The following is a 20,423-nucleotide window of genomic DNA, read 5'->3' as shown; positions in this document are numbered from 1 at the left end:
GAAGTCTTTTTCTTCTCATTGTACGCCCATAGAGGCCAGCGCCTGCTTGGCCGCCATCTGCTCGGCCTCCTTCTTGCTCCGCCCGGTACCAGACGCAAACACGTTGGAGTTTAGCAGCAGCTCCATCGTGAAACGCTTGTCGTGATCCGGACCGGATTGCCCCGCCAAACGATATTCCAGCGTTTCCTGCTTGTTTTTTTGCACGATTTCCTGCAGCATGGTCTTGTAATCCTTGAATGCACCGCCTGCGATTGCCACGTCCACCTTATGCGGGATAAACCGCAGTACAAACGCGCGTGCGGGTTCAATGCCGCCGTCGAGGTAGATTGCGCCCAGCAGCGCCTCGGTCGCATCGGCCAGAATACTCGGCCGTTCGCGCCCGCCGCCAGTCTCCTCACCGTGACCCAGACGGATTTCGTCAGGAATGCCCAGTTCGTGCGCGATTTCGCACAGCGCGCCCTCGCACACGACTGCTGCACGCAGCTTGGTCAAATCGCCCTCGGGCAGCTCCGGATAATGCGTGAACAAATAATCCGCTGTGACAAAACCCAACACCGAATCGCCCAGAAACTCCAGTCGCTCGTTATGATGCAGATGATTTCCCCGATGCTCGTTGGCATACGAGGTATGGGTCATCGCAGTCTCCAGCAGCGTCGTATTTTTGAATTGATACTCTATCTTCAGCATGTTTTCACCTCCCGCTTGCGCCTTGCGGCGCGGGCATGGACAGTGCCACAGCGTCCGCCGCCGTTATTCCACCGTCATGTACTGTATATTCTGCTCCACTTCGTGAATCATCCCCGACTTTGTGTAGGCTATCGCCTGCCTCACTGCATTCATCACAGCGATCTCGTTAGAGGAGCCGTGCGCCTTGATGACCGGCTTTGCGATGCCGAGGAAAGGTGCGCCGCCGATTTTATCCTGATTGAACAGATCGCGGAACTCATCCAAGCCTTTTTTGCAGGCAAGATAGCCCAGCTTGGTTGCCGTATTGCGCGTAAATACACCCTTAATCTGGCCCGCCATAAACTTTGCTACGCCCTCGATGGTCTTGAGCATCACGTTTCCGGTAAAGCCGTCGCATACCGCCACATCGCACGCACCGAGCGGCACCATGCTTCCCTCAACATTGCCGACAAAGTTCAGACGGCCCTCGTCGCCCGCTTTCTTCAGCAGTGCGTAGGTTTCCTTGCGCAGCGGATCGCCCTTGGTATCCTCTGTACCGTTGTTAACCAGCCCGACGCGCGGATTTTTCACACCGTTGATTTTTTCCGCATACAACGAGCCGAGAAAAGCAAATTGCAGCAACATTTCCGCCGTGCATTCGGTATTTGCACCCGCGTCACACAGCATGACCTGTCCGCCGCTGCACGGCATAACAGGCGCAAGCGCACCTCGACGGATGCCCTTAATGCGGCCGCCGAACAAAGTTGCACCGGTGAGCAGCGCGCCCGTGTTTCCTGCGGAAACGAGCGCGTCGCCCTCGCCTGCTTTGAGCAGTTTGAATGCCACCGCCATAGAGGAATCCGGCTTTTTGCGCAAAACCGTCGCCGGATCGTCATGCATATCGACCAAATCGGAGGACGGCATAATGGTAAGACCATTCGTGTCCTGCATGCCGCGCTTTTTCAGGATCTCCGCGACCGTATCCGGCTGGCCGACCAGCACTACCTGTTCGCCGTATTCCTTTGCTGCCAGCGCGCCGCCGATAACGGCGGACTCCGGCGCGTTATCGCCGCCCATTGCGTCCACGATGATCCTCATATCAAAGCTCCCCTTTCAGACTGTCGATCTTTTCGAGCGCTCGCTCGGATATTTTTGTATTTTTCTCCCGCTTGCCCTTGATCTTATAGCCCAGCGGATCGAGAATGCCAAAATTGATATTCATCGGCTGGAATTTGGCCACTGTATGGTCGGAAATATAGCATGCCAGCGCACCCGTCGCAGTCTGCCGATCCAGGGCGGGCATGCTTTTGCCCTGCATCTCGAGCGCAGTCGCCACACCCGCAACCCAGCCGGACGAGGTGGACTCGACATAGCCCTCCACACCAGTCATCTGTCCTGCAAAGCGGATACGCGGGTCGGATTTGAGTGCATAGGTCGCGTCCAGCAGCCGCGGCGAGTCGAGGAACGTATTGCGGTGCATCACACCGTAGCGCACAAACTCGGCATTCCGCAGCGCCGGAATCATGGAAAACACGCGCTTCTGCTCGCCCCACTTGAGGTGGGTCTGACAGCCGACCAGATTGTACAGCGTGCCCTGCGCGTTGTCGCGCCGCAGCTGCAACACCGCGTACGGGTCTTTGCCCGTCTTAGGGTCGGGCAGGCCGATGGGCTTTAAGATACCAAAACGCATCGTATCGTATCCGCGGCGGGCGTTGACTTCAATCGGCATACAACCCTCGAACACCTTGGAGTCCTCAAAACCATGCACCGGCGCTTCCTCTGCCGTGGTCAGCGCGTTCCAGAACGCGTCATATTCCTCCTTGGAAAAGGGACAATTGATGTAATCCGCCGTGCCCTTGCCGTAGCGCGAGGCGATATAGGCGGAATCCATGTCGATGCTCTCCGCGGTCACGATAGGCGCCGCCGCATCATAGAAATGCAGGAATTCGCCGCCGACCTTGCGATGAATTGCATCGAACAGCGTATCCGATGTCAGCGGACCGGACGCAATAACTACCTTCCCCTCGGGGATGTCGGTCACTTCGCCGTATACGATTTCAATATTGGGATGATTTTTGATTTTGTCCGTCACCGCGTGTGCAAACGCCTCGCGGTCGACCGCAAGCGCGCCGCCTGCCTCGACACGGTTCTCGTCTGCGCAGGTAAGAATCAGGCTGTCCAAACGGCGCAGTTCTTCTTTAAGCAGACCCGCGGCATTAGAAAGTTCATCCGAGCGCAACGAGTTGGAGCACACCAGCTCCGCAAAATCATCCGAATGGTGCGCGGGTGAGTGCTGCTGCGGCTTCATTTCACACAGACGCACGGAAATACCGCGCTGCGCGAGCTGCCACGCCGCTTCACAGCCCGCAAGGCCCGCCCCGATAACCGTTACCTGATTACTCATTCGCAGCCTCCTTCACTTTTGCAGACTTGCGGGCAGGCTTTGCCGCCTTTTCCGCTGCCTTTTCGGCCTCGTATTTCTCAAGCGCCTTCGCGTACTGCGCCTGCTGCGTCTTGGTCAGCGCCTGTACGTCCTCATCCTTGAGTTTTTTGAAGCGGTTCGTGGTTTTGGTCATCCACGGCACCTGCTTTTTCGCCGCTGTCTTTTTGGCCGTCGCCTTTTTCGTCACCTTCTTAGGCTTTTCCTCCGCTTCGCCCTCGGCCTCCGCCGCAGCCTTGGCTGCTGCGCGCTCCGCCGCCTTGGCCGCACGCGCTTCTCGGCGCTGCCGGTTCTTCTCGGCCTCTTCAGGGGACACCCCCTCCTTGACCAGTTCCTTATAGCCGCAGCCCTCGCGCAGGCACACGTCCGTAACCTCCTTAGAGTCGCGGTCGGTGTGACGGAACAGCGAAGAATCGCAGTTCGGGCACTTGGTTTTGAGCGGCTTATCCCACGTCATAAACTGACAGGTCGGGTAGGTGTCGCAGCTGTAATATACATAGCCGCGCGCGGATTTCTTCTTAACCACCTTCGCGCCGCACATCGGACAGGCTGCGCCTGTATCCTCGGTGATGGGCTTGGTATTGGTGCACTCCGGAAAGCCCGGACAAGCGAGAAACTTTCCGAAACGGCCGGACTTGATGACCATATTGCGTCCGCACTTATCACAAATGACATCTGTGACCTCATCCTGAATCTTGATGCGCTTACCCTCGAGATCCACTTCCGCCTGTTTGAGCGCACTCTCAAAACCGTCGTAAAATTTGTGCAGCAGCTGAACATAGTCCAGCTTGCCCGCCTCAACCTCGTCGAGCTGCTCCTCCATATTAGCGGTGAACTCATAGTCCGCCACCGACTTGAATTCATCGACCAGCAGACCGGTCACGCCCTCACCCAGCGGGGTTGGACGCAGCGCGCGATTCTCCTTGGTCACATAATCGCGGTCGATAATGGTCGATATCGTCGGCGCATAGGTTGACGGACGGCCGATGCCGCGCTCTTCCATCGCGCGGATGAGCGATGCTTCGGTATAGCGCGCGGGCGGCTGCGTGAAGTGCTGCGCGGGGTCGAGTTTTTCCACCGTAAGCGTATCGCCTTCGGCAAAGCGCGGCAACGGTTTACCCGCGTCGCCCTTTTTCTCGTCGTCCGTGCCTTCCTCATAAACCGCAGTAAAACCCGGAAATGCAACCGTGTGACCGGATGCGAGGAACACCTGTCCCTCGCATACGATATCCGCTGAGACTGTATCCAGCAGCGCGTCCGCCATCTGGCAGGCAACAAAGCGCGACCAGATGAGCTTATACAGCTTGTACTGATCCGGCGTCAGGTACTGACGAATCTCATCCGGCAGGAGCTTGACATCCGACGGCCGAATTGCTTCGTGCGCGTCCTGCGCATTACCCTTGGTTTTGAACACACGCGGCTTGCCGGGATAGTATTCGTCGCCGTAACGACCGCGAATGAAGCCCGCAGCGGCAGCCGTGGCCTCGTCCGACAGGCGCAGCGAGTCGGTACGCATGTAAGTGATAAGACCGGTCAGACCATACTCGCCCAACTCAATACCTTCGTACAGCTCCTGCGCAATGCTCATCGTGCGGCGCGGCGTCATATTCAGCTTGCGGCTGGCTTCCTGCTGCAAGGTCGAGGTGATGAACGGCGGCGCAGGCGTGCGCTTTTTCTTGCCGCGCTTGATATCGCCTACTGTAAACGGTTTGCCGGTGACAGCATTGACGACCGTCCGTGCCTGCTCCTCGTTTTTCAGCTCCACCTTGCCCGATGTATCGCCGTAATAGCGCGCAGTAAAGCGTCCACCGTCTGCCGTTTGCAGCTGCGCCTCGATCGTCCAGTATTCCTCCGGTACAAAAGCCCGAATTTCGTTTTCGCGGTCCACGACCAGACGGGTCGCGACGCTCTGCACACGGCCCGCACTCAGACCGCGCTTGACCTTACGCCACAGAAAGGGCGACAACTCATAGCCCACGATGCGGTCGAGAATGCGGCGCGCCTGCTGTGCGTTGACCAAATCAATGTCAATATCGCGCGGATGCTCGATACCATACTTGACCGCAGGCTTGGTAATCTCATTGAAGGTTACACGCTTGGAATCCTTATCCTTCAGCTTGAACAGTTCCTTGATGTGCCAGGAAATGGCCTCTCCTTCGCGGTCAGGGTCGGTTGCGAGATAGACGAAATCGCTTTTGCGGATTTCGCTGCGAATTTCCTTGATGATTTTATCTTTTCCTTCGATCGGCACATATTCCGGCTTAAAATCGTGCTCAATATCGACGCTCATTTTCTTCTTCGGCAAATCGCGCAGATGCCCCATCGAGGCCTTGACTACATAGCCCGACCCCAGATATTTGCCAATGGTCTTTGCCTTGGCAGGCGACTCCACGATGACTAATTTCGACATGTTTTTCCTCCGTTTTCGGTCGCCGCACACAGCGTCAACCGAGGTTCATTTACTGACAGCCTATCACCAGTCTGCCCTTTTCGCGGCGCAGAATACCATCCATTTCAAGCATAGTGATAAGGCTCATGACACGAGGCGCGGGAAGTCCGCAACGCTCGATCAAATCCTCCGGCGTGCCTACGCCCTGCTGCACCAGCTCTACGATACGGCGCTCATCACCGCTCAGGCTGTCTGCCGTCACACCGGACGGCGGCGGTGCAGGTTTTTCCATCTTTCGGGGCGCTTGGCGCGCTGCATGCGGTTTTTTCGGCGTTTGCACAGAATGCGGCGCACGGTATTCTCCGGACGGCGCATGCAGCAGTCCGCTGTATGTCCGCACAAGTGCCTCCGGACTGCGCAGCAGTGCCGCTTCGCCCTTTTCAATCAACGCATTGCAAGCCGCTGACTGCGGCGCGTCCAATGCGCCGGGGACAGCATACACATCCCGCCCCTGATCGAGCGCGGCTCGTGCGGTGATGAGTGCTCCCGATCGATAGCCCGGCGCTTCCACAATAACCGCTGCGACCGAAAGGCCGCTGATGATGCGGTTGCGGGCGTGATAATGCTCACCGCGCGGCTCGGTGCCGGGTGGGTATTCACTGACGATTGCACCCGAAAGCAGGATATCGCCCATCAGACTGCGGTGCTGCGGCGGATAGCACACGTCCACGCCGCCCGCGAGTACGGCAACTGTCAGGCCACCGGCCCGCAGCGCACCGCGATGCGCCGCACCGTCGTTGCCCAGTGCCATACCGCTGACCGTGATAAAACCAGCCCGTCCCAGCACGCTGCCGATATGCTCCGCGGTTTGCAGCCCGTAAGGCGTGGCCTCGCGCGTACCGACAACAGCAATACCGGGCATGACGTCAAAATCCGGCCATTTGCCGCGGACATACAGCACAACCGGCGGATTTTCAATTGCGCGCAGCCGATCGGGATAGGCGCTGTCACCGAGCGTGATGACCTGGATGCCGTCTCCTGCGCACTTCGCCAGAATATGTTCGGCCTCATCCGTATTTTTATCGCACAGCGCATCCACCTGCACTTTGCGCAGCGGACAATCCCGTGCTGTGGTCAGCGCTGTCCGATCGGCCGCAAACACCGCTTCGGGCGAACCAAACGCGCGCAGCAAGCTCACTGCCACACCCGCTCCCAATCCGCGCCGGGTGGCAAGCCATACATAACTCAACCTTGAGGACATACCGCACGCCTCCTCATTTTGTCATTTCATAAATCACAATCGCCGCCGCAACGCCCGCGTTAAGCGATTCGGCACGCCCGTGCATCGGAATAATCACGCGGCGGTCGCTGAGCTCGATTGCCTGCGGCGTTACGCCGCGCCCTTCGCTGCCGATAATGACCGCCGCACGGTCCAGCGGTACCGTACCCAGCGGCACACTGTCCGCATGTAGCGCGGTTGCATAAACCGCCAGCCTCTGCGCACGCAGTCGCTCGACCGCTTCCGCCAATGGCAACCGCACGCACGGCAGGCGAAATACCGCGCCCATGGTCGAACGCACGACCTTGGGAGAAAACGGATCGGCGCAGCCCTCGCACAACACAACGGCACCGAGCGCGAATGCTTCTGCGGTGCGTAAAATCGTGCCAAGGTTGCCCGGGTCCTGCAAACCGTCCAGCAAAAGCACCTGTGCTTTGCCGTCCAGCGCATCTGCCGTCCAATACAGCTGCTTGCAGGAGAAAATCACGTTTTGCGGTGTTTCAACCTCACTGGCAAGCTCAAACAATGTGTCCGGCGCGCAATAAAGTGCGGCGCCCGCCTGCGCAGCGCGATCCAGCAGGCCATCCGGCAGACTGTCCTTTGCCCGTTCGCGCACCAGCAGTACACCGAGCTGCACGCCCGATCGCAACGCCTCCTCCAGCATCTTCTCGCCCTCGCACAGCATTTCCGCTGTGCTGCGGCGGTATTTTCGTTCCCGTCCCAGCCGCGCCAGATGCCGCAGCGCACTGTTTTGACGGCTTTCAATTGTAATCAATGCTGTTCCACCAGCTTATCCACGTTTTCGTTTGTGCCAATCACGATGAGCAAATCATCCGCCCCAATCACCTGGCTCGCCTGTGGTGTAACATCCACCTGTCCGCCCTCGCCATGACGGATTGCCAGTACATTCACCTGATACCGTGCACGCACCCCCAACTGCCCAAGCGAGCGGCCGATCCAGCTCTTGGGCGGATGGATCTCCAGAATGGAAAAGTCCTCCGACACACCGATATAATCGACCACATTGGTGCGCACCAGACGCTGTGCCAGACGCTGCCCCATTTCACTCTCCGGAAGCACCACACGATCTGCGCCCACACGCTCCAGCACACGGGCATGCACGGGGCTTTGCGCCTTGGCTACAACATATTTTGCGCCCATCTCCTTGAGCATCACCGTAATCAGAATACTCGCTTCCATGTCTGTCCCCACGGCGACAATGCAGCAATCAAAATTACGCGCGCCAACCGAGCGCAGCACGGCTTCGTCCTGCGCATCGCCGCGAATCGCCTGCGTTACATCATCCGCAATATGCTGGACGTTTTCCTCATCCTCGTCCAGCACAAGAACCTCCTGCCCAAGCGAGGCCAGCTCCCGCGCCACAGCCGAGCCAAACCGGCCCAGCCCGATTACCAAAAAGGATTTCATCATCCAAGTCTCCTCTGATTTTCCCGATTGCCGCCGCCCCCGATAAGAGCCTCACGGCAAAATCCATTTATCCTACCATGACATCCGCATCCGGATACTGCATTTTGGGCGGCTCCCGATGCCGCATCAGCACCGCAACGCCCAGCGTCAGCACCCCCACACGCCCCAGATACATCAATAAAATCAAAATCAGGCGGGAAAGCGCATGCAACGTAGGCGTCAGTCCCATCGACAGACCAACCGTTGCAAAGGCCGACACGGATTCAAACAGGCAAACACCGAACGGTACGTTCTCCACATAAGAAATCACACACGCTCCCGTCAGGCTGAGCGTGCCGCCCATAATCATCATCGTGACTGCATTCATGATGCTGCGCGAAACAATTGTGCGGCCAAAGGCCGCTACCGTCGTACGGCCGCGCAGCGCGGAAATCGCACTGAGCACCAGCACAGCCGCCGTCACGGTTTTGATGCCGCCAGCTGTTGAGCCGGGCGATCCGCCAATCATCATCAACAGGCAGGCAACCGCCTGTGAAGGACCGGTCAATGCACCCTGATCAATGGTATTGAAGCCCGCAGTGCGCAGCGTGACCGATTGGAACGCTGCCGCAAGCACCTTATCCTGCACCGGCATCGTGCCCAGCGTCTGCGGATTGCCCCACTCAAAGAACAGAGTGAGCACAAAGCCCGCACAGAGCAAAAACGTGGTCGTCACCAACACCAGCTTGGTATGCAGCCGCAGACGGCGGAAGCGGCGCTTGTCCCAAATGTCTCCCCAAACGAAAAAGCCCAGACCACCTATCACAATCAAAGCCATAATCGTCAGGTTCACAACCAGGTCATCCGCATAGCCGGTGAGCGAAGCAAACGGATTATCCGGTGTACCGACCAAATCAAATCCGGCGTTACAGAAAGCGGATATCGAATGGAACACACCCATTTTGATTCCCTGCCACAGTCCCACACGCGGGATAAACCGCGTTGCGAGAAGCACGGCTCCCACTCCTTCAAAGGCGAATGTGCCCAGCAGTACACGACGGGTCAGCCGAACGATACCGGCGTTTTCCGTCAAATTCAGGCCCGCGCTCATCACCATGCGTTCACGCAGCGTGATGGTGCGGCGGGTGAGAAAGGAAGCAATCGATGCCAGCGACATAAACCCCAAGCCGCCTATCTGGATAAGAAGCAAAATCACAACCTGTCCGAAACCGGACCAGTGGGTTGCCGTGCCGACTGTCACCAAACCGGTTACACAGGTGGCCGAGGTCGCGGTAAATAAGGCATCCAGAAAATCCGTCGGTTCCCCACTTCGGGCGGATACAGGCAACGCGAGCAGCACCGCACCGGTCAAAATAATAATCAGAAAGCCCAATGCAATTACCATCGCGGCATGCATGGCCGGACGACGGCCTTTTCGCCGTCCCAAATGTCTCACGCGGTTCATCTATGTTCCTTCCCTTTTATTTGAAATGCCAAAAGCCTGAACACACCGTCCAGGCTTTATCAGGCGTTTTATGGCTCCGTACTGAACGGCTTCATTGCAAGGATACAGGGCCAAGCATCTGAATCCTATATTACGACCAACTTAGTTTATCATAGGTGTTTCCCATTTTCAAGATGGATATTTAAATTGTATGAGAGGATTAAATCCTCGAATTTTCTACTTTTTTGGGGGTTCCTGTACCTGTCTGGGCAATACCCCATCTTACTCCCGACGGAGCTGCCCGACCCGCAGCGCCACGGAAACCGCAATCTTTTTTGTGTCCCCGCTGTCAAAAGCGATTACACCAATATCCCCGCTGCGACTCACCAGAGTGCCGGGACCAAAGGCTTTATGCATCAAACGAATGCCGGGAATATAGTCTTTGGCAACGGCTGCGATGCGCGCCGCATCCGGCTCTTTCCGAACAGCAGGCTTTTTAACCGCTGCCATCGGCTGCACCGCCCGGCCGGTTTCAAGCGGAAAAATTTCCCGCGCAAAAGACGACTCCAAACCAACCTTACGAAACATCATGATGCCGAGTTCCCGCTTGGCCCGTGTCAGTCCCACATAAAACAGCCGCCGCTCTTCCTCATAAGCGTCCAGTTCCTCCTGCTCTGCATTCGGTTCGGGCAGCACCTTGGGCAGCAGCCCGTCTGCCACGTCCATCAGGATAACCCGCTCGTATTCCAGCCCCTTACTGGAGTGGATGGTGGAGAGCACAAACGGACAGCCAGCGTCCGTACCGCCCCGCTGCACCACCTCCTGCAGCTCTTCCAATCGGTCGAGCAGGCGTTCCGGTGTAGGCTCCTGTTCCCCTAGCGCTTCCAGAATATCCGCTTTGGTCAAATCGCCGCCGCGCTCCTTTAGGTAGTCCCCATAGCCCATAAAATGTACAATGCGGTAAACCGCCTTGTCCGCCCGCTCGCGAAGCAGATTATTTAGGTGAGTCTGTAGCGCCTTGCACTGTTTTTGCGTCCACGGAGACGCAGCGGAAGAAACGGCAATGCACCCCAGAATCGTCTCACCCTCCGCTTCGGCGCGGTCTGCGGCCACCTGTGCCATGACTTTACTGATGCCTGCCCCCAACTTGTAGTACAAACTTAAAAACAGTTCGCCGTCGTTCGGGTTCCGGGCAAAACGGATGATATCCGTGATGTCGCGCACCACACGATTGGTAAAAAACAGGCTTTCCACCTGTCGGCAGCGGTAAGGGATGCCCGCACGGTCCATACGGTCGATGAGCGGCAGCGCGCTGTCGTTGTCCCGATACAAAACGGCAGTCTCCTCCGTGCAGTTTTCTGCCAGCTTGCAAAGGTAGGCATACTGCTTCTGCCGGTCATAGACCGAGCATTCGCGCACCGCTGGGCCACTGCCTTGCGTCGCCTTCATGTGTTTGGGGCGGCGATTATGATTTTTCTGGATGAACCGGTCTGCTGCCGCCACAATCTGTCGGGTAGAGCGGTAATTCTGTTCCATATACAGCACTTTGGCGTTTGGATAGACGGTGTCGAACTCAGTCAGCGCCTGTGGATAAGCCGCCCGGAAACCATAAATGCTCTGGTCCTCATCGCCGACCATGAACAGGTTGCCGCTCTGTCCCGCAAGCAGCCGGATGATGGTATGCTGGATTTTGGAGGTGTCCTGTGCCTCGTCCACACAGAAATACTGATAGCGCATCTGAAAATCACGCAGAATTGCAGGGTATTGGCGCAAAATCCGCAACGCGTAGACCATCTGGTCATCATAGTCCATCAGCTGTCGTTCACGCAGCACCTTACCGTATGCCGCAAAAAACGCAGCAAAGTCGACGCCCTCCACCTCGACCGCGGACAATTCTTCACCCTTGAGCATCTGATTTTTGGCGTAAGTAAGCGCAGTCTGGAGGGCTTTCACTGTGCTTTCCGTGGCGAACTCCTTGCTTTGCGTTCGATACAGCTCACTGATAATCGCGCTTTTCTGCGCGCCGTCCTCCAGCAGCCGAAAAGCGGTACGGCCAAACATGCGCTCGTAATAGCGAATAATTCGGCTGCATACACCGTTAATCGTGCGAAACTCCAGACGCTGCGCTTCTTCCTCCCCAAAGAAAGCGGCATACCTCGCCTGCATGTCCCGTGCAGCCGCCACCGTGTAGGTCATGGTGAGAATGCGCTCGGGCGAAATGCCCCGCACATAACGCATATAGCCCAGCCGGGTGACCAGCACGGTGGTCTTACCGCTCCCCGGCACTGCCAGCAGCAAAACCGGCCCATCCACCGTCTGCACCGCTGCTTGCTGCTGTGCATCCAGAGAAATGGAAAATTGTGTTTTGAATTGGGAAAAATCCATGCTATGCTCCAAATTTGGGTGATTTTCTCAACAGAAATACATAGGTATTTTCATCCGAATGTTCCGGTGAAAAGCCATAATTCAAATAGGAAAACGTTTTGAGCGCTTCCGGACTTTCTGCGCGGGTTTCGGCCAGATGGCGCACCATTTCTCCGCGCGCCATCTTGCACAGCGTCCCCTTCTCCACAATTTTGTCGTCCTTCTCCTCACCAAACACACAGGTGATAAACCGCGTCCCCGGCTTTTGATGGCGCGAAACGCAGACACTGTACTCCTTGGAAGCAAGATTAATGACGCAGTCAGTCTCCTGATATAACCGGTCTGCAATCTCGCCACCCCAATATCCGTACAGGTCTTTCGCCCCATCGACTTGCAGCTTGGCCTGCATCTCCAACCGGTAGGGCGTTACCCCGTCAAAAGGGCGCAGCACACCGTACAGTCCGGACAGGATGCGCAAGTGCAGCTGCACGTAGGCAAGCTGCTCCTCCGTGAACACACCGGGCGCCATGTACTGATACTGAATGCCCTCATAGGACAAAATCGCCGGAGTCAGGCGTGTGCGCAAATCCGTGCTTTGCAGCCGCTCCACATTCTGCGCAGCAATGGAGTCGTTGCACTTCCAGAGCTTTTTCAGTTGCTCATACGACATGGATTTGAGCGTTTCGTAAAGCGTTTCCGCCTTGTCGATGAAACATGGCATCTCTTGCCACGGAAGCGTATCCGTATCCACTTTCATCTTTTTCGCCGGTGAAATGATAATTCGCATATTTTTCCTCACGCCCATAAAACAGTCCCGCAGGCCACCAAACACATATCACTCTGCTTGCTCGTCCCACTTTGCCTCATCGTCACTCTCCGGCCAGATACGCCAGAATTTCAGCAGCATTGGTATCCGGCTTTACCTTGGGCATCACCTTTTCGATTATTCCCTGCTCATTGATAAGATAAGTGGAACGCACAACTCCCATACTTACCTTGCCATAGAGCTTCTTCTCCTGCCAAACACCATAGGCCTGAATGGCCTGCAACTCCGGATCGGAGAGCAGCACAAAAGGCAGCTCGTACTTCTGTGCAAATTTCAGATGCGAGGCTACCGAATCCTTACTGATGCCGATGACCACGACATTCTTCTCTTGAAACGCGCCGTAGTTCTGAGCAAAAGCGCAGGCCTGACGGGTGCAGCCGGGCGTATTGTCTCTGGGATAAAAATATAAAACCACTTTTTTGCCCAGAAAATCAGACAGGCTGACTGCATTACCCTCCTTATCGGGCAGTGTGAAATCCGGAGCTTTCGTGCCAACTTCCAACATAATAATCCTCCTCTTTGATTAAGTTCTTCTCCATTGCAAGCATCGGTACAACCTGATGCTGAAAATAACAGATGCTCTTTTATGCTGCTTTTCGCCGGACAACCGCATCCAAATTTCAGTGTATTTCACAGCGGGAGCGAAAGTCCGGGTCGTATTTTGAGAGAATCTCTTTGCGTCTGGTGTAGACATACTGAAAACTTTTCTTTCCCCGTGTACGCTCCCCCGCGTTTCGATAGCTATGGAAGTCAAGAAACAGGGCAAACAACAAGGCGGCAAGCTCTCCGAAGTCATCCAGGCTGCAAAGGCTGTACGCATCAAGATTGTCGAGAACAACCGGCTCCTTCTCCACCTGAGACAACTGGACCCCATCCTCATAGACAGGATACCGCATCCCCTCTTTGCCAAGGCCCACCTCATAGATCTGCAAAACACGTCCGCCAATCCGAAGCTCTGTATAATAATTTGAGGAAAGAAATGTTCCCTCGCGGATTTTGGCGAGAGTTCCAATCTGTGCGCCATTTGCATCGGTGATGTCACAGGGCAGTGTCCGCCACGAACCATCGCGCACCATTTTTTTGACAGAATCACCGAGGTTTGGTGTTATTTTCAACCAAGGTTCCTCCCGGCGGAAGAGCGTGATTTCGGGCGCTGCGATAGAAAAGGGAACCTCTGCAGTGCAGCGGGTCTGTCCGTCGCGCTCCAGAACATAACTCGCGTTACTGCCTGATCGTATCTGCCTGAGAAGTGCAATCATCTCTTGTATTCCTCCCTCTTTGCAGCCCATATCTTTTTATGCCGCGGTCAAATTCTCGCCTATCGGGGACGCACTTATATGCAAAGCGTCACACCACCCCGACCGCGCATCATTATTTCATTCCCCATTTTGATAGACGAACAGGACCGCCGATCGTCCGGCAGTCCTGCTTGCTCTTATCATAATTCTCGGTTTCAGCTTTCCAACGGCTTCATCGTGGGGAACAGAAGCACATCACGGATAGATGCGGAATCGGTCAGCAGCATGACCAGACGGTCGATGCCCATGCCCATGCCACCCGTGGGAGGCATGCCGTATTCCAGCGCATTGATAAAATCATCATCCATCATGTTGGCTTCATCATCGCCCGCCGCACGCAACGCAACCTGACGCTCAAAGCGCTCGCGCTGATCAATCGGGTCGTTCAGCTCGGAGAATGCATTGCACAGCTCACGGCCAACCACAAAGCACTCAAAGCGCTCGGTCAGCCGCGGGTCGGACGGCTTGCGCTTGGCCAGCGGGGACACCTCGACCGGATAATCGGTGATGAAGGTCGGCTGAATCAGATGCTCCTCGACGAATTCGTCATAGCACTGCGCCAGCAGATCGCCCCAGCCCTCCTTGCCTTTCTCAATCTCTACACCCTTGGCCTTGACCGCGGCCAGCGCCTGCTCACCGTCCATCGCCATAAAGTCCAGACCGGCATACTCCTTGACCGCCTCGGCCATGGTCATGCGGCGCCAGCCCTTGGCAAAGTCAATCTCCGTGCCCTGATAGGTCACCTTAGTGGTGCCGAGCACCTTTTCGCATACATGTACGACCATGTCCTCGGTAATATCCATCATGCTGTTGTAGTCGGTATACGCCTGATACAACTCGATGGTAGTAAACTCCGGATTGTGCTTGGTGTCCATGCCCTCGTTGCGGAAAATGCGGCCAATCTCATACACCTGTTCAAAGCCGCCCACGATCAGGCGCTTGAGGTGCAGCTCGGTTGCAATACGCATATACATATCAATATCCAGCGCATTGTGGTGCGTGATAAACGGACGCGCCGCCGCGCCGCCCGGAATGGTATTCAAGCAGGGCGTTTCAACCTCCATGAAGCCACGCGCATCCATAAAGTTGCGAATCTCTCGCACAATGGCCGAACGCTTTTCAAAGGTATCGCGCACCTCAGGATTGACAATCAAATCCACATAGCGCTGACGGTACCGCATATCGGTATCCTTCAGGCCGTGCCACTTTTCGGGCAGCGGCGCGAGGTTTTTGCTCAGCAGCGTCAGTTCATGCACTGCAACCGAGATTTCACCCTTTTGCGTGCGGAATACCTCGCCCGAAACACCGATGATATCGCCGATGTCAAACTTCTTGTAGCCCTTATAGACCTCATCGCCCACGTTATCACGCTTGATATAAAGCTGCAAACGACCATATCGGTCGGACAGATCGGAAAACGAAGCCTTGCCCATGATGCGTTTGCTCATCATGCGGCCGGCCAGACGGACCGTTTTGCCCTCCAGCTCCTCGAAATGCTCATGAATATCGACTGTGTGATGATCGCGCTCAAAGCGTACCTGCTGATACGGGTCCGCACCCGCTGCCTGCAGCTCCGCCAGCTTTTCACGGCGGATACGCTTGAGCTCATGCAGTTCTTCTGCGGTCTGCTCGTGCTGTTCCTGCGCCTGATGCTGTTCTGCCATAGTTTCCCCGTCTTTCTTCTTTTATTTCTTAATATCCATTACCTGATACTTGACTACGCCGATCGGTGCTTCGACCTCGACGATCGTGCCAACCTTTTTGCCCAGCATCGCTTTACCGAAGGGAGATTCATCCGAAATCTTGCCCTCCATCGGGTCAGCCTCCTGCGAACCGACGAAGTGGTATTCCTCCTCCTCGTCCAACTCGAGATCCTTGACCACAAAACGGCAGCCCGGAGAGATTTCATCGGCCGCGTAGGTGTCGCCGGTTACGACGACCGCCAGCTTGATGATTTCCTCCAGCTCCGCGATGCGGGAGTACAGCTTGCCCTGCTCGTTCTTTGCCTCGTCATACTCGGCGTTCTCGGACAAGTCGCCAAACGAACGCGCTTCTTTCAGCTGCTCGGCTACCTCGTCCGCACGAGTGGTTTTCAAATATTCCAGTTCTTCCTTATAAGCGTCCAGGCTCTCCTGGGTCAGTTTGATTTCTTTTGCCATGATTGCAAACCCTTCTTATTTCATAGGTTCAGCGGCATCGCACGCCGCCGTACAGTACTCCTTATTATACGGTAATATTCGCCGCACTGTCAAGCGAGCAAGTGCATTTTTGCGCATTTTCACCGATATGGCGCAGATTTATTCCAAAATTTCGACCGCTTTTTGCAATTGCGGGTCCTCCTCCGGCGAGAGGAAGTAAAAGTCCGACAACTGTGCATCGGTCAATGCCACCTCGACATCAGGCGCGATGCCTACACCCGCCAGATTATTCCCTTTGGGAGTAAAATACTCCTCTACCGACAGGTTGAGCGCAGACCCGTCGGACAGCTCGAAGGTCTGCTGCGCACGGCCTTTGCCCGTGGTGTGCGTGCCGACAAGCGTCGCGCGGTCGTATTCCTGCAAGGCTGCGGCGAAAAATTCGGCCGCCGAAATACTCTGGTCATCCACCAGCACCACAATCGGCTGGTCAATCATTTCCGCATCTGACTCATACACGGTTTCACTGCCGCTTTTGGTACGCAGCGTCATGATCGTACCCTCAGGCAGCAGCGGATCGAGCATTTCGCTCATCTCTTTGACGCGCCCGCCGCCATTGTGCCGCACATCCAGCACCAGCGACTGCGCGCCGTCTGCCAGCAGTCCGTCCAACACCTGCTGGAACTGGTCTGCAACGCCGACATGGAAATTTTCGATACGAATATAACCGATGTTATCCTCCAACATCTGGCCCCATGCCATCTTCTGGGTCACCAGAGCGCGCTGCATGGTTGCCTGTTGCACCGTGCCGCCCTTCTCTTTGCTGAACGACACGGTTACCTCTGTTCCTTCCTCACCCTGAATTGCATCAATGACGGCATCCGCGCCGTCTTTCTCGACCGTCAGCTCCTCCGCGCCAACGATATAATCTCCTTTTTCGATACCGGCCTGTGCCGCTGGAGAATCATCACACACCAGACTTACGCGCACACTGTCCTCTCCAGTGATCACCGTCACACCGATGCCGCAGCCTTTCCCCTCGCTGCTCAGCCGATAGGCCTCATACTGATCAGCCGGAATATAGGCCGACCACTGATCGTCCAATCCAGTCACGTAGCCGACCGCCGCATAATCCGCAACCTTCTCTGCATCCAGGTCTCCCACATACTGTTTCGCTGCAATACGGTCAATTTCGCGCAGCTTATCCTCTACCGCAGACGTGCGCCAACCTGTCGCTGCAAAGCAGCCGAGCACCGATGCCGCCGCTGTAGTCACGCAAAGAAAGAATGCCGTTCCCACAGAGACTTTGTTGTCCCGCCATCCAGACATCTGATTCCCTCCAAACAACAAGGGGAGAGCACTTGCCCTCCCCTTTGATTCATGATTGCATTAAGTAAAGCTGAAGAAACTCTTGGGGTCAACCGTCGAGCCGTTCTGATACACTTCAAAGTGCAGATGCGGGCCGGTCGAGTTGCCGGTAGATCCGACATAACCGATGACCTGTCCCTGCTCAACGTACTGGCCAACCGAAACAAGGATGCTGGACTGATGACCGTAAGCGGTCATCGTGCCGCCGCCATGGTCAATAACCGTATAGTTACCGTAACCGGAAACCCAGCCTGCAGTGGTCACCGTGCCGGATGCCGCTGCCAGAATCTCTGCGCCGTAGCTTGCAGGGATGTCCTCACCGGCGTGGAACTTGACCGTGCCGTAAATCGGATGCACGCGGTAGCCATATGCGCTGGATGTGGTTGTGCAGCTTGGTGTCGGCCAGACAAAGGTGCCGCTGTACGGCACACCGCCGGAAGCCGCCGACTGTGCGGACAGTTTTGCGATCTGGTTGCTGACATCCTGCATCTCGCTGGAAATACGGTCGTACTCCGCTTCGCTTTCGGCCTTGTAAGCCTGAATGCTCTCCGCCAGCGCAGCCTGCTCAGCCTCACTCGCCGCCAGCTCGTCAACCTTATAGCTCAGGTTCTCCTGATATTCCTTCTGCGAAGTTTGTGTATCCTCTAACTCCTGCTTTTTCTGCTCAATATCTTCCTTCGCGGCAGTATATTCGGCAACAATCTTCTTGTTGTCATCCATAATCGCCGTGATGATCTCCATACGGGACAGCAAATCGGAAAAGCTCGAAGAGTTCAGCAGCACTTCCAGATAGCTGGTGTCGCCCTGCTCATAGGTCGTGCGCACGGTAAGCGCAAATTCCTCTTCCTTTTGCTCCAGCGCTTCCTCCGCCGCAGCAAGTTCAGTGGTCTTGACATCAATCTGGTCCTGCAAGCGCTCGATATACGCCTCAACCGTGGAAATCTCTTCCTTTGTCAGGTTGATTTCGCTTTGCAGCGCGGCACGGGTTGCCTCTACGTCGCTTGCCTGCTTGGTCAGCTCCGCGATTTTTTCCTTAACCGCCGCTTTCTCATCCTCCAGCGAGGACAGCTTATCTTGCAGCTCATCTGCATCCTCCGCAGCCCCTGCAAACGTCAGGCTGGTCACCAACATGGAAGCCAACAGTGCAACCACAAGAATGCCGGCAATCACGCACGATATCAGCCGTGTCGTGCTTTTCTTCATCATAATGATAATCGCTCCTTTATCCGTCGCCAATGCATCATACATTCATAAACTTGCGAATGCTCGTCACGGAACCACCAATGCCGAACAACACACCCGCACCCAAATATACGCCCAGCACCAGCCAGCGCAGACCGTCAAACGCAACAATGTGGAAATACGGAATCACGCCGCTTACAACATTGGTAAGCTCGGTGTACAATCCCCACTGCGCAAGGAATGCCAAACCGCCTGCCAGCAGACCCAGCACCATGCCTTCAATAACGAATGGCCAACGGATAAACCAGTTGGTCGCACCGACCATTTTTTGAATGGAAATTTCCTCACGGCGTGCAAACATGGCCAGTTTTACCGTATTGGCGATGATGAAAATCGAGATGACCGCCAGGCCAACCACCATGGCAAGCGCAACAATATTGAATACGCGCTGCACCTGAATCAGCTTGGAAATAACATCCTCATCCGCACGGATATAGTCGGTACCGTCCACAGCGGCGATCTGCTCAATTGTCTGCTCGGCCAGTGTCGGATCCTTCAGAGTGAAAATAAAGCTGTTTCGCAGCGGATTGTTTGCGGAATTATAATTATCCAGGATGACTGCGTCCTCACCCAACTCCTCGCGGTATTTTTCCAGCGCCACATCGCGATCCTCAAACTCGACCGTTGCAATATTGTCGATCTTGTTAAATTGCGATCCCAATGCTTTCGCCTCGCGCGTGGTCAGGCTGTCATCAATGAATACCACAATCTCGTTGGATTGCTGCAATTCCTGAATGCTCAAATCAATATTATACGCGATCAGCGTCACGGTTCCTGTCAAAAGCAGGCAGGCGATCATAATAAGCACCGCCGCAATCGACATAAACCCATGCTTGAATATATTGCGGAAGCCTTCCTTCCAATAGTAACCAAAACTTCTCATAACTGATAGTACCCACCTGTCTGGTCGCTGACGACCTCGCCCTTGTCGATCATAACAACGCGCTTTTCAAACTCGTCCACCAGTCCCTTCTCGTGTGTCACGATCAGCACGGTGGTGCCCAATTCGTTGATCTTTTCAAACAGGGTCATCAGTTCAAGCGAACGCGCGGGATCGAGATTGCCGGTCGGCTCGTCCGCGATAATGAGGCGCGGGTTATTGACCAGTGCACGCGCAATGGCAACACGCTGCTGCTCACCGCCGGAGAGATTCATCGGCTTAATTTGCGCCTTGTCCGCTAAACCAACCAGTTCCAGAACATACGGTACGCGTTCTTTTATCGCCTTACCCTTTGCGCCAATGGTGCGCATGGCAAATGCGACATTTTCATAAACCGTTTTATTCTTAATCAGACGAAAATCCTGGTATACCACGCCCAAAGTACGGCGTAGATAAGGAATCTGTCTTTTTTTCATCTCACCGACATTGTAATTGTTCACCAACACCCGTCCTTCTGTCGGACGGACCTCTGCGGTCAACAGCTTGATAAGCGTCGTTTTACCAGAGCCGGACGCACCGACGAGGAATACAAATTCCCCTTCATCCACGCGCAGGTTCGCTTTGTTCACAGCACGGGTACCATTATCGTACACCATGGTGACATCGTTCATCCGTATCACAGGCA

18 protein-coding genes are annotated in these 20,423 nt (G+C 55.6%); all 18 read right to left on the bottom strand.

The annotated features are described in order from the left end of the window. Window positions 1–15: 15 nt before the first annotated feature. The 18 genes from rnc to ftsE all read right to left on the bottom strand — a co-directional run bounded on the left by rnc (window position 16) and on the right by ftsE (window position 20,418). Window positions 16–687 carry a ribonuclease III gene (gene rnc, locus ACTQ34_RS03485; protein ID WP_441362523.1) on the bottom strand — a complete coding sequence of 224 codons (672 nt, stop codon included), beginning with the start codon at window positions 685–687 and terminating at the stop codon, window positions 16–18. A gap of 63 nt (window positions 688–750) precedes the next feature. Then, entirely contained in the window at window positions 751–1,764 is a 1,014-nt protein-coding gene (plsX, locus tag ACTQ34_RS03480; RefSeq protein ID WP_373164861.1) for a phosphate acyltransferase PlsX, read from the bottom strand. Between the two features lies 1 nt (window position 1,765). Next, window positions 1,766–3,070 carry a methylenetetrahydrofolate--tRNA-(uracil(54)-C(5))-methyltransferase (FADH(2)-oxidizing) TrmFO gene (gene trmFO / locus ACTQ34_RS03475; RefSeq protein ID WP_441362522.1) on the bottom strand — a complete coding sequence of 435 codons (1,305 nt, stop codon included), beginning with the start codon at window positions 3,068–3,070 and terminating at the stop codon, window positions 1,766–1,768. Beyond that, window positions 3,063–5,516 (bottom strand): type I DNA topoisomerase, encoded by a 2,454-nt coding sequence (gene topA, locus ACTQ34_RS03470; RefSeq protein ID WP_441362521.1) that lies wholly within the window; start codon window positions 5,514–5,516, stop codon window positions 3,063–3,065. The genes trmFO and topA overlap by 8 nt, the downstream gene beginning before the upstream one ends. 49 nt (window positions 5,517–5,565) lie before the next feature. After that, complete coding sequence (gene dprA, locus ACTQ34_RS03465; RefSeq protein ID WP_441362520.1) at window positions 5,566–6,756, bottom strand: DNA-processing protein DprA; 1,191 nt, start codon at window positions 6,754–6,756, stop codon at window positions 5,566–5,568. 13 nt (window positions 6,757–6,769) lie between these two features. Next, entirely contained in the window at window positions 6,770–7,549 is a 780-nt protein-coding gene (locus ACTQ34_RS03460; protein WP_441362519.1) for a TrmH family RNA methyltransferase, read from the bottom strand. Continuing rightward, the gene (locus tag ACTQ34_RS03455; RefSeq protein ID WP_441362518.1) at window positions 7,546–8,202 is read right to left on the bottom strand and encodes a potassium channel family protein; all 657 of its coding nucleotides are present in this window, start codon (window positions 8,200–8,202) and stop codon (window positions 7,546–7,548) included. The genes ACTQ34_RS03460 and ACTQ34_RS03455 overlap by 4 nt, the downstream gene beginning before the upstream one ends. A 67-nt stretch (window positions 8,203–8,269) precedes the next feature. Beyond that, window positions 8,270–9,646 (bottom strand): TrkH family potassium uptake protein, encoded by a 1,377-nt coding sequence (locus tag ACTQ34_RS03450; RefSeq protein WP_441362517.1) that lies wholly within the window; start codon window positions 9,644–9,646, stop codon window positions 8,270–8,272. A 261-nt stretch (window positions 9,647–9,907) separates the two neighbouring features. Next, on the bottom strand, window positions 9,908–12,010 hold the full coding sequence (locus ACTQ34_RS03445; RefSeq protein WP_441362516.1) for an ATP-dependent helicase: 2,103 nt from the start codon (window positions 12,008–12,010) through the stop codon (window positions 9,908–9,910). Window position 12,011: 1 nt separating this feature from the next. Further along, window positions 12,012–12,776: a peroxide stress protein YaaA gene (gene yaaA / locus ACTQ34_RS03440; RefSeq protein ID WP_441362515.1), complete on the bottom strand. Its 765-nt coding sequence runs from the start codon at window positions 12,774–12,776 to the stop codon at window positions 12,012–12,014. Between the two features lie 82 nt (window positions 12,777–12,858). Beyond that, window positions 12,859–13,320: a thioredoxin-dependent thiol peroxidase gene (bcp, locus tag ACTQ34_RS03435; protein ID WP_441362514.1), complete on the bottom strand. Its 462-nt coding sequence runs from the start codon at window positions 13,318–13,320 to the stop codon at window positions 12,859–12,861. A gap of 115 nt (window positions 13,321–13,435) precedes the next feature. Beyond that, window positions 13,436–14,074 (bottom strand): hypothetical protein, encoded by a 639-nt coding sequence (locus ACTQ34_RS03430; RefSeq protein WP_441362513.1) that lies wholly within the window; start codon window positions 14,072–14,074, stop codon window positions 13,436–13,438. A 194-nt stretch (window positions 14,075–14,268) separates the two neighbouring features. Further along, complete coding sequence (gene lysS, locus ACTQ34_RS03425; RefSeq protein ID WP_441362512.1) at window positions 14,269–15,777, bottom strand: lysine--tRNA ligase; 1,509 nt, start codon at window positions 15,775–15,777, stop codon at window positions 14,269–14,271. 21 nt (window positions 15,778–15,798) lie between these two features. Then, window positions 15,799–16,272 (bottom strand): transcription elongation factor GreA, encoded by a 474-nt coding sequence (gene greA, locus ACTQ34_RS03420; RefSeq protein WP_373166530.1) that lies wholly within the window; start codon window positions 16,270–16,272, stop codon window positions 15,799–15,801. A gap of 138 nt (window positions 16,273–16,410) precedes the next feature. Continuing rightward, window positions 16,411–17,577 (bottom strand): S41 family peptidase, encoded by a 1,167-nt coding sequence (locus ACTQ34_RS03415; protein WP_441362511.1) that lies wholly within the window; start codon window positions 17,575–17,577, stop codon window positions 16,411–16,413. Window positions 17,578–17,637: 60 nt separating this feature from the next. Further along, window positions 17,638–18,822 (bottom strand): murein hydrolase activator EnvC family protein, encoded by a 1,185-nt coding sequence (locus ACTQ34_RS03410; protein WP_441362510.1) that lies wholly within the window; start codon window positions 18,820–18,822, stop codon window positions 17,638–17,640. Between the two features lie 34 nt (window positions 18,823–18,856). Then, window positions 18,857–19,741: a permease-like cell division protein FtsX gene (ftsX, locus tag ACTQ34_RS03405; protein ID WP_441362509.1), complete on the bottom strand. Its 885-nt coding sequence runs from the start codon at window positions 19,739–19,741 to the stop codon at window positions 18,857–18,859. Next, window positions 19,738–20,418 (bottom strand): cell division ATP-binding protein FtsE, encoded by a 681-nt coding sequence (gene ftsE / locus ACTQ34_RS03400; protein WP_373166526.1) that lies wholly within the window; start codon window positions 20,416–20,418, stop codon window positions 19,738–19,740. The genes ftsX and ftsE overlap by 4 nt, the downstream gene beginning before the upstream one ends. Window positions 20,419–20,423 lie beyond the last annotated feature (5 nt).

The sequence above is a fragment of the Agathobaculum sp. LCP25S3_E8 genome (assembly GCF_052117165.1).
In the GTDB taxonomy this organism is placed as follows: Bacteria; Bacillota; Clostridia; order Oscillospirales; family Butyricicoccaceae; genus Agathobaculum.
Note: the sequence above shows the minus strand (reverse complement) of the source record. Positions and strands in the feature narration are given on the sequence as shown.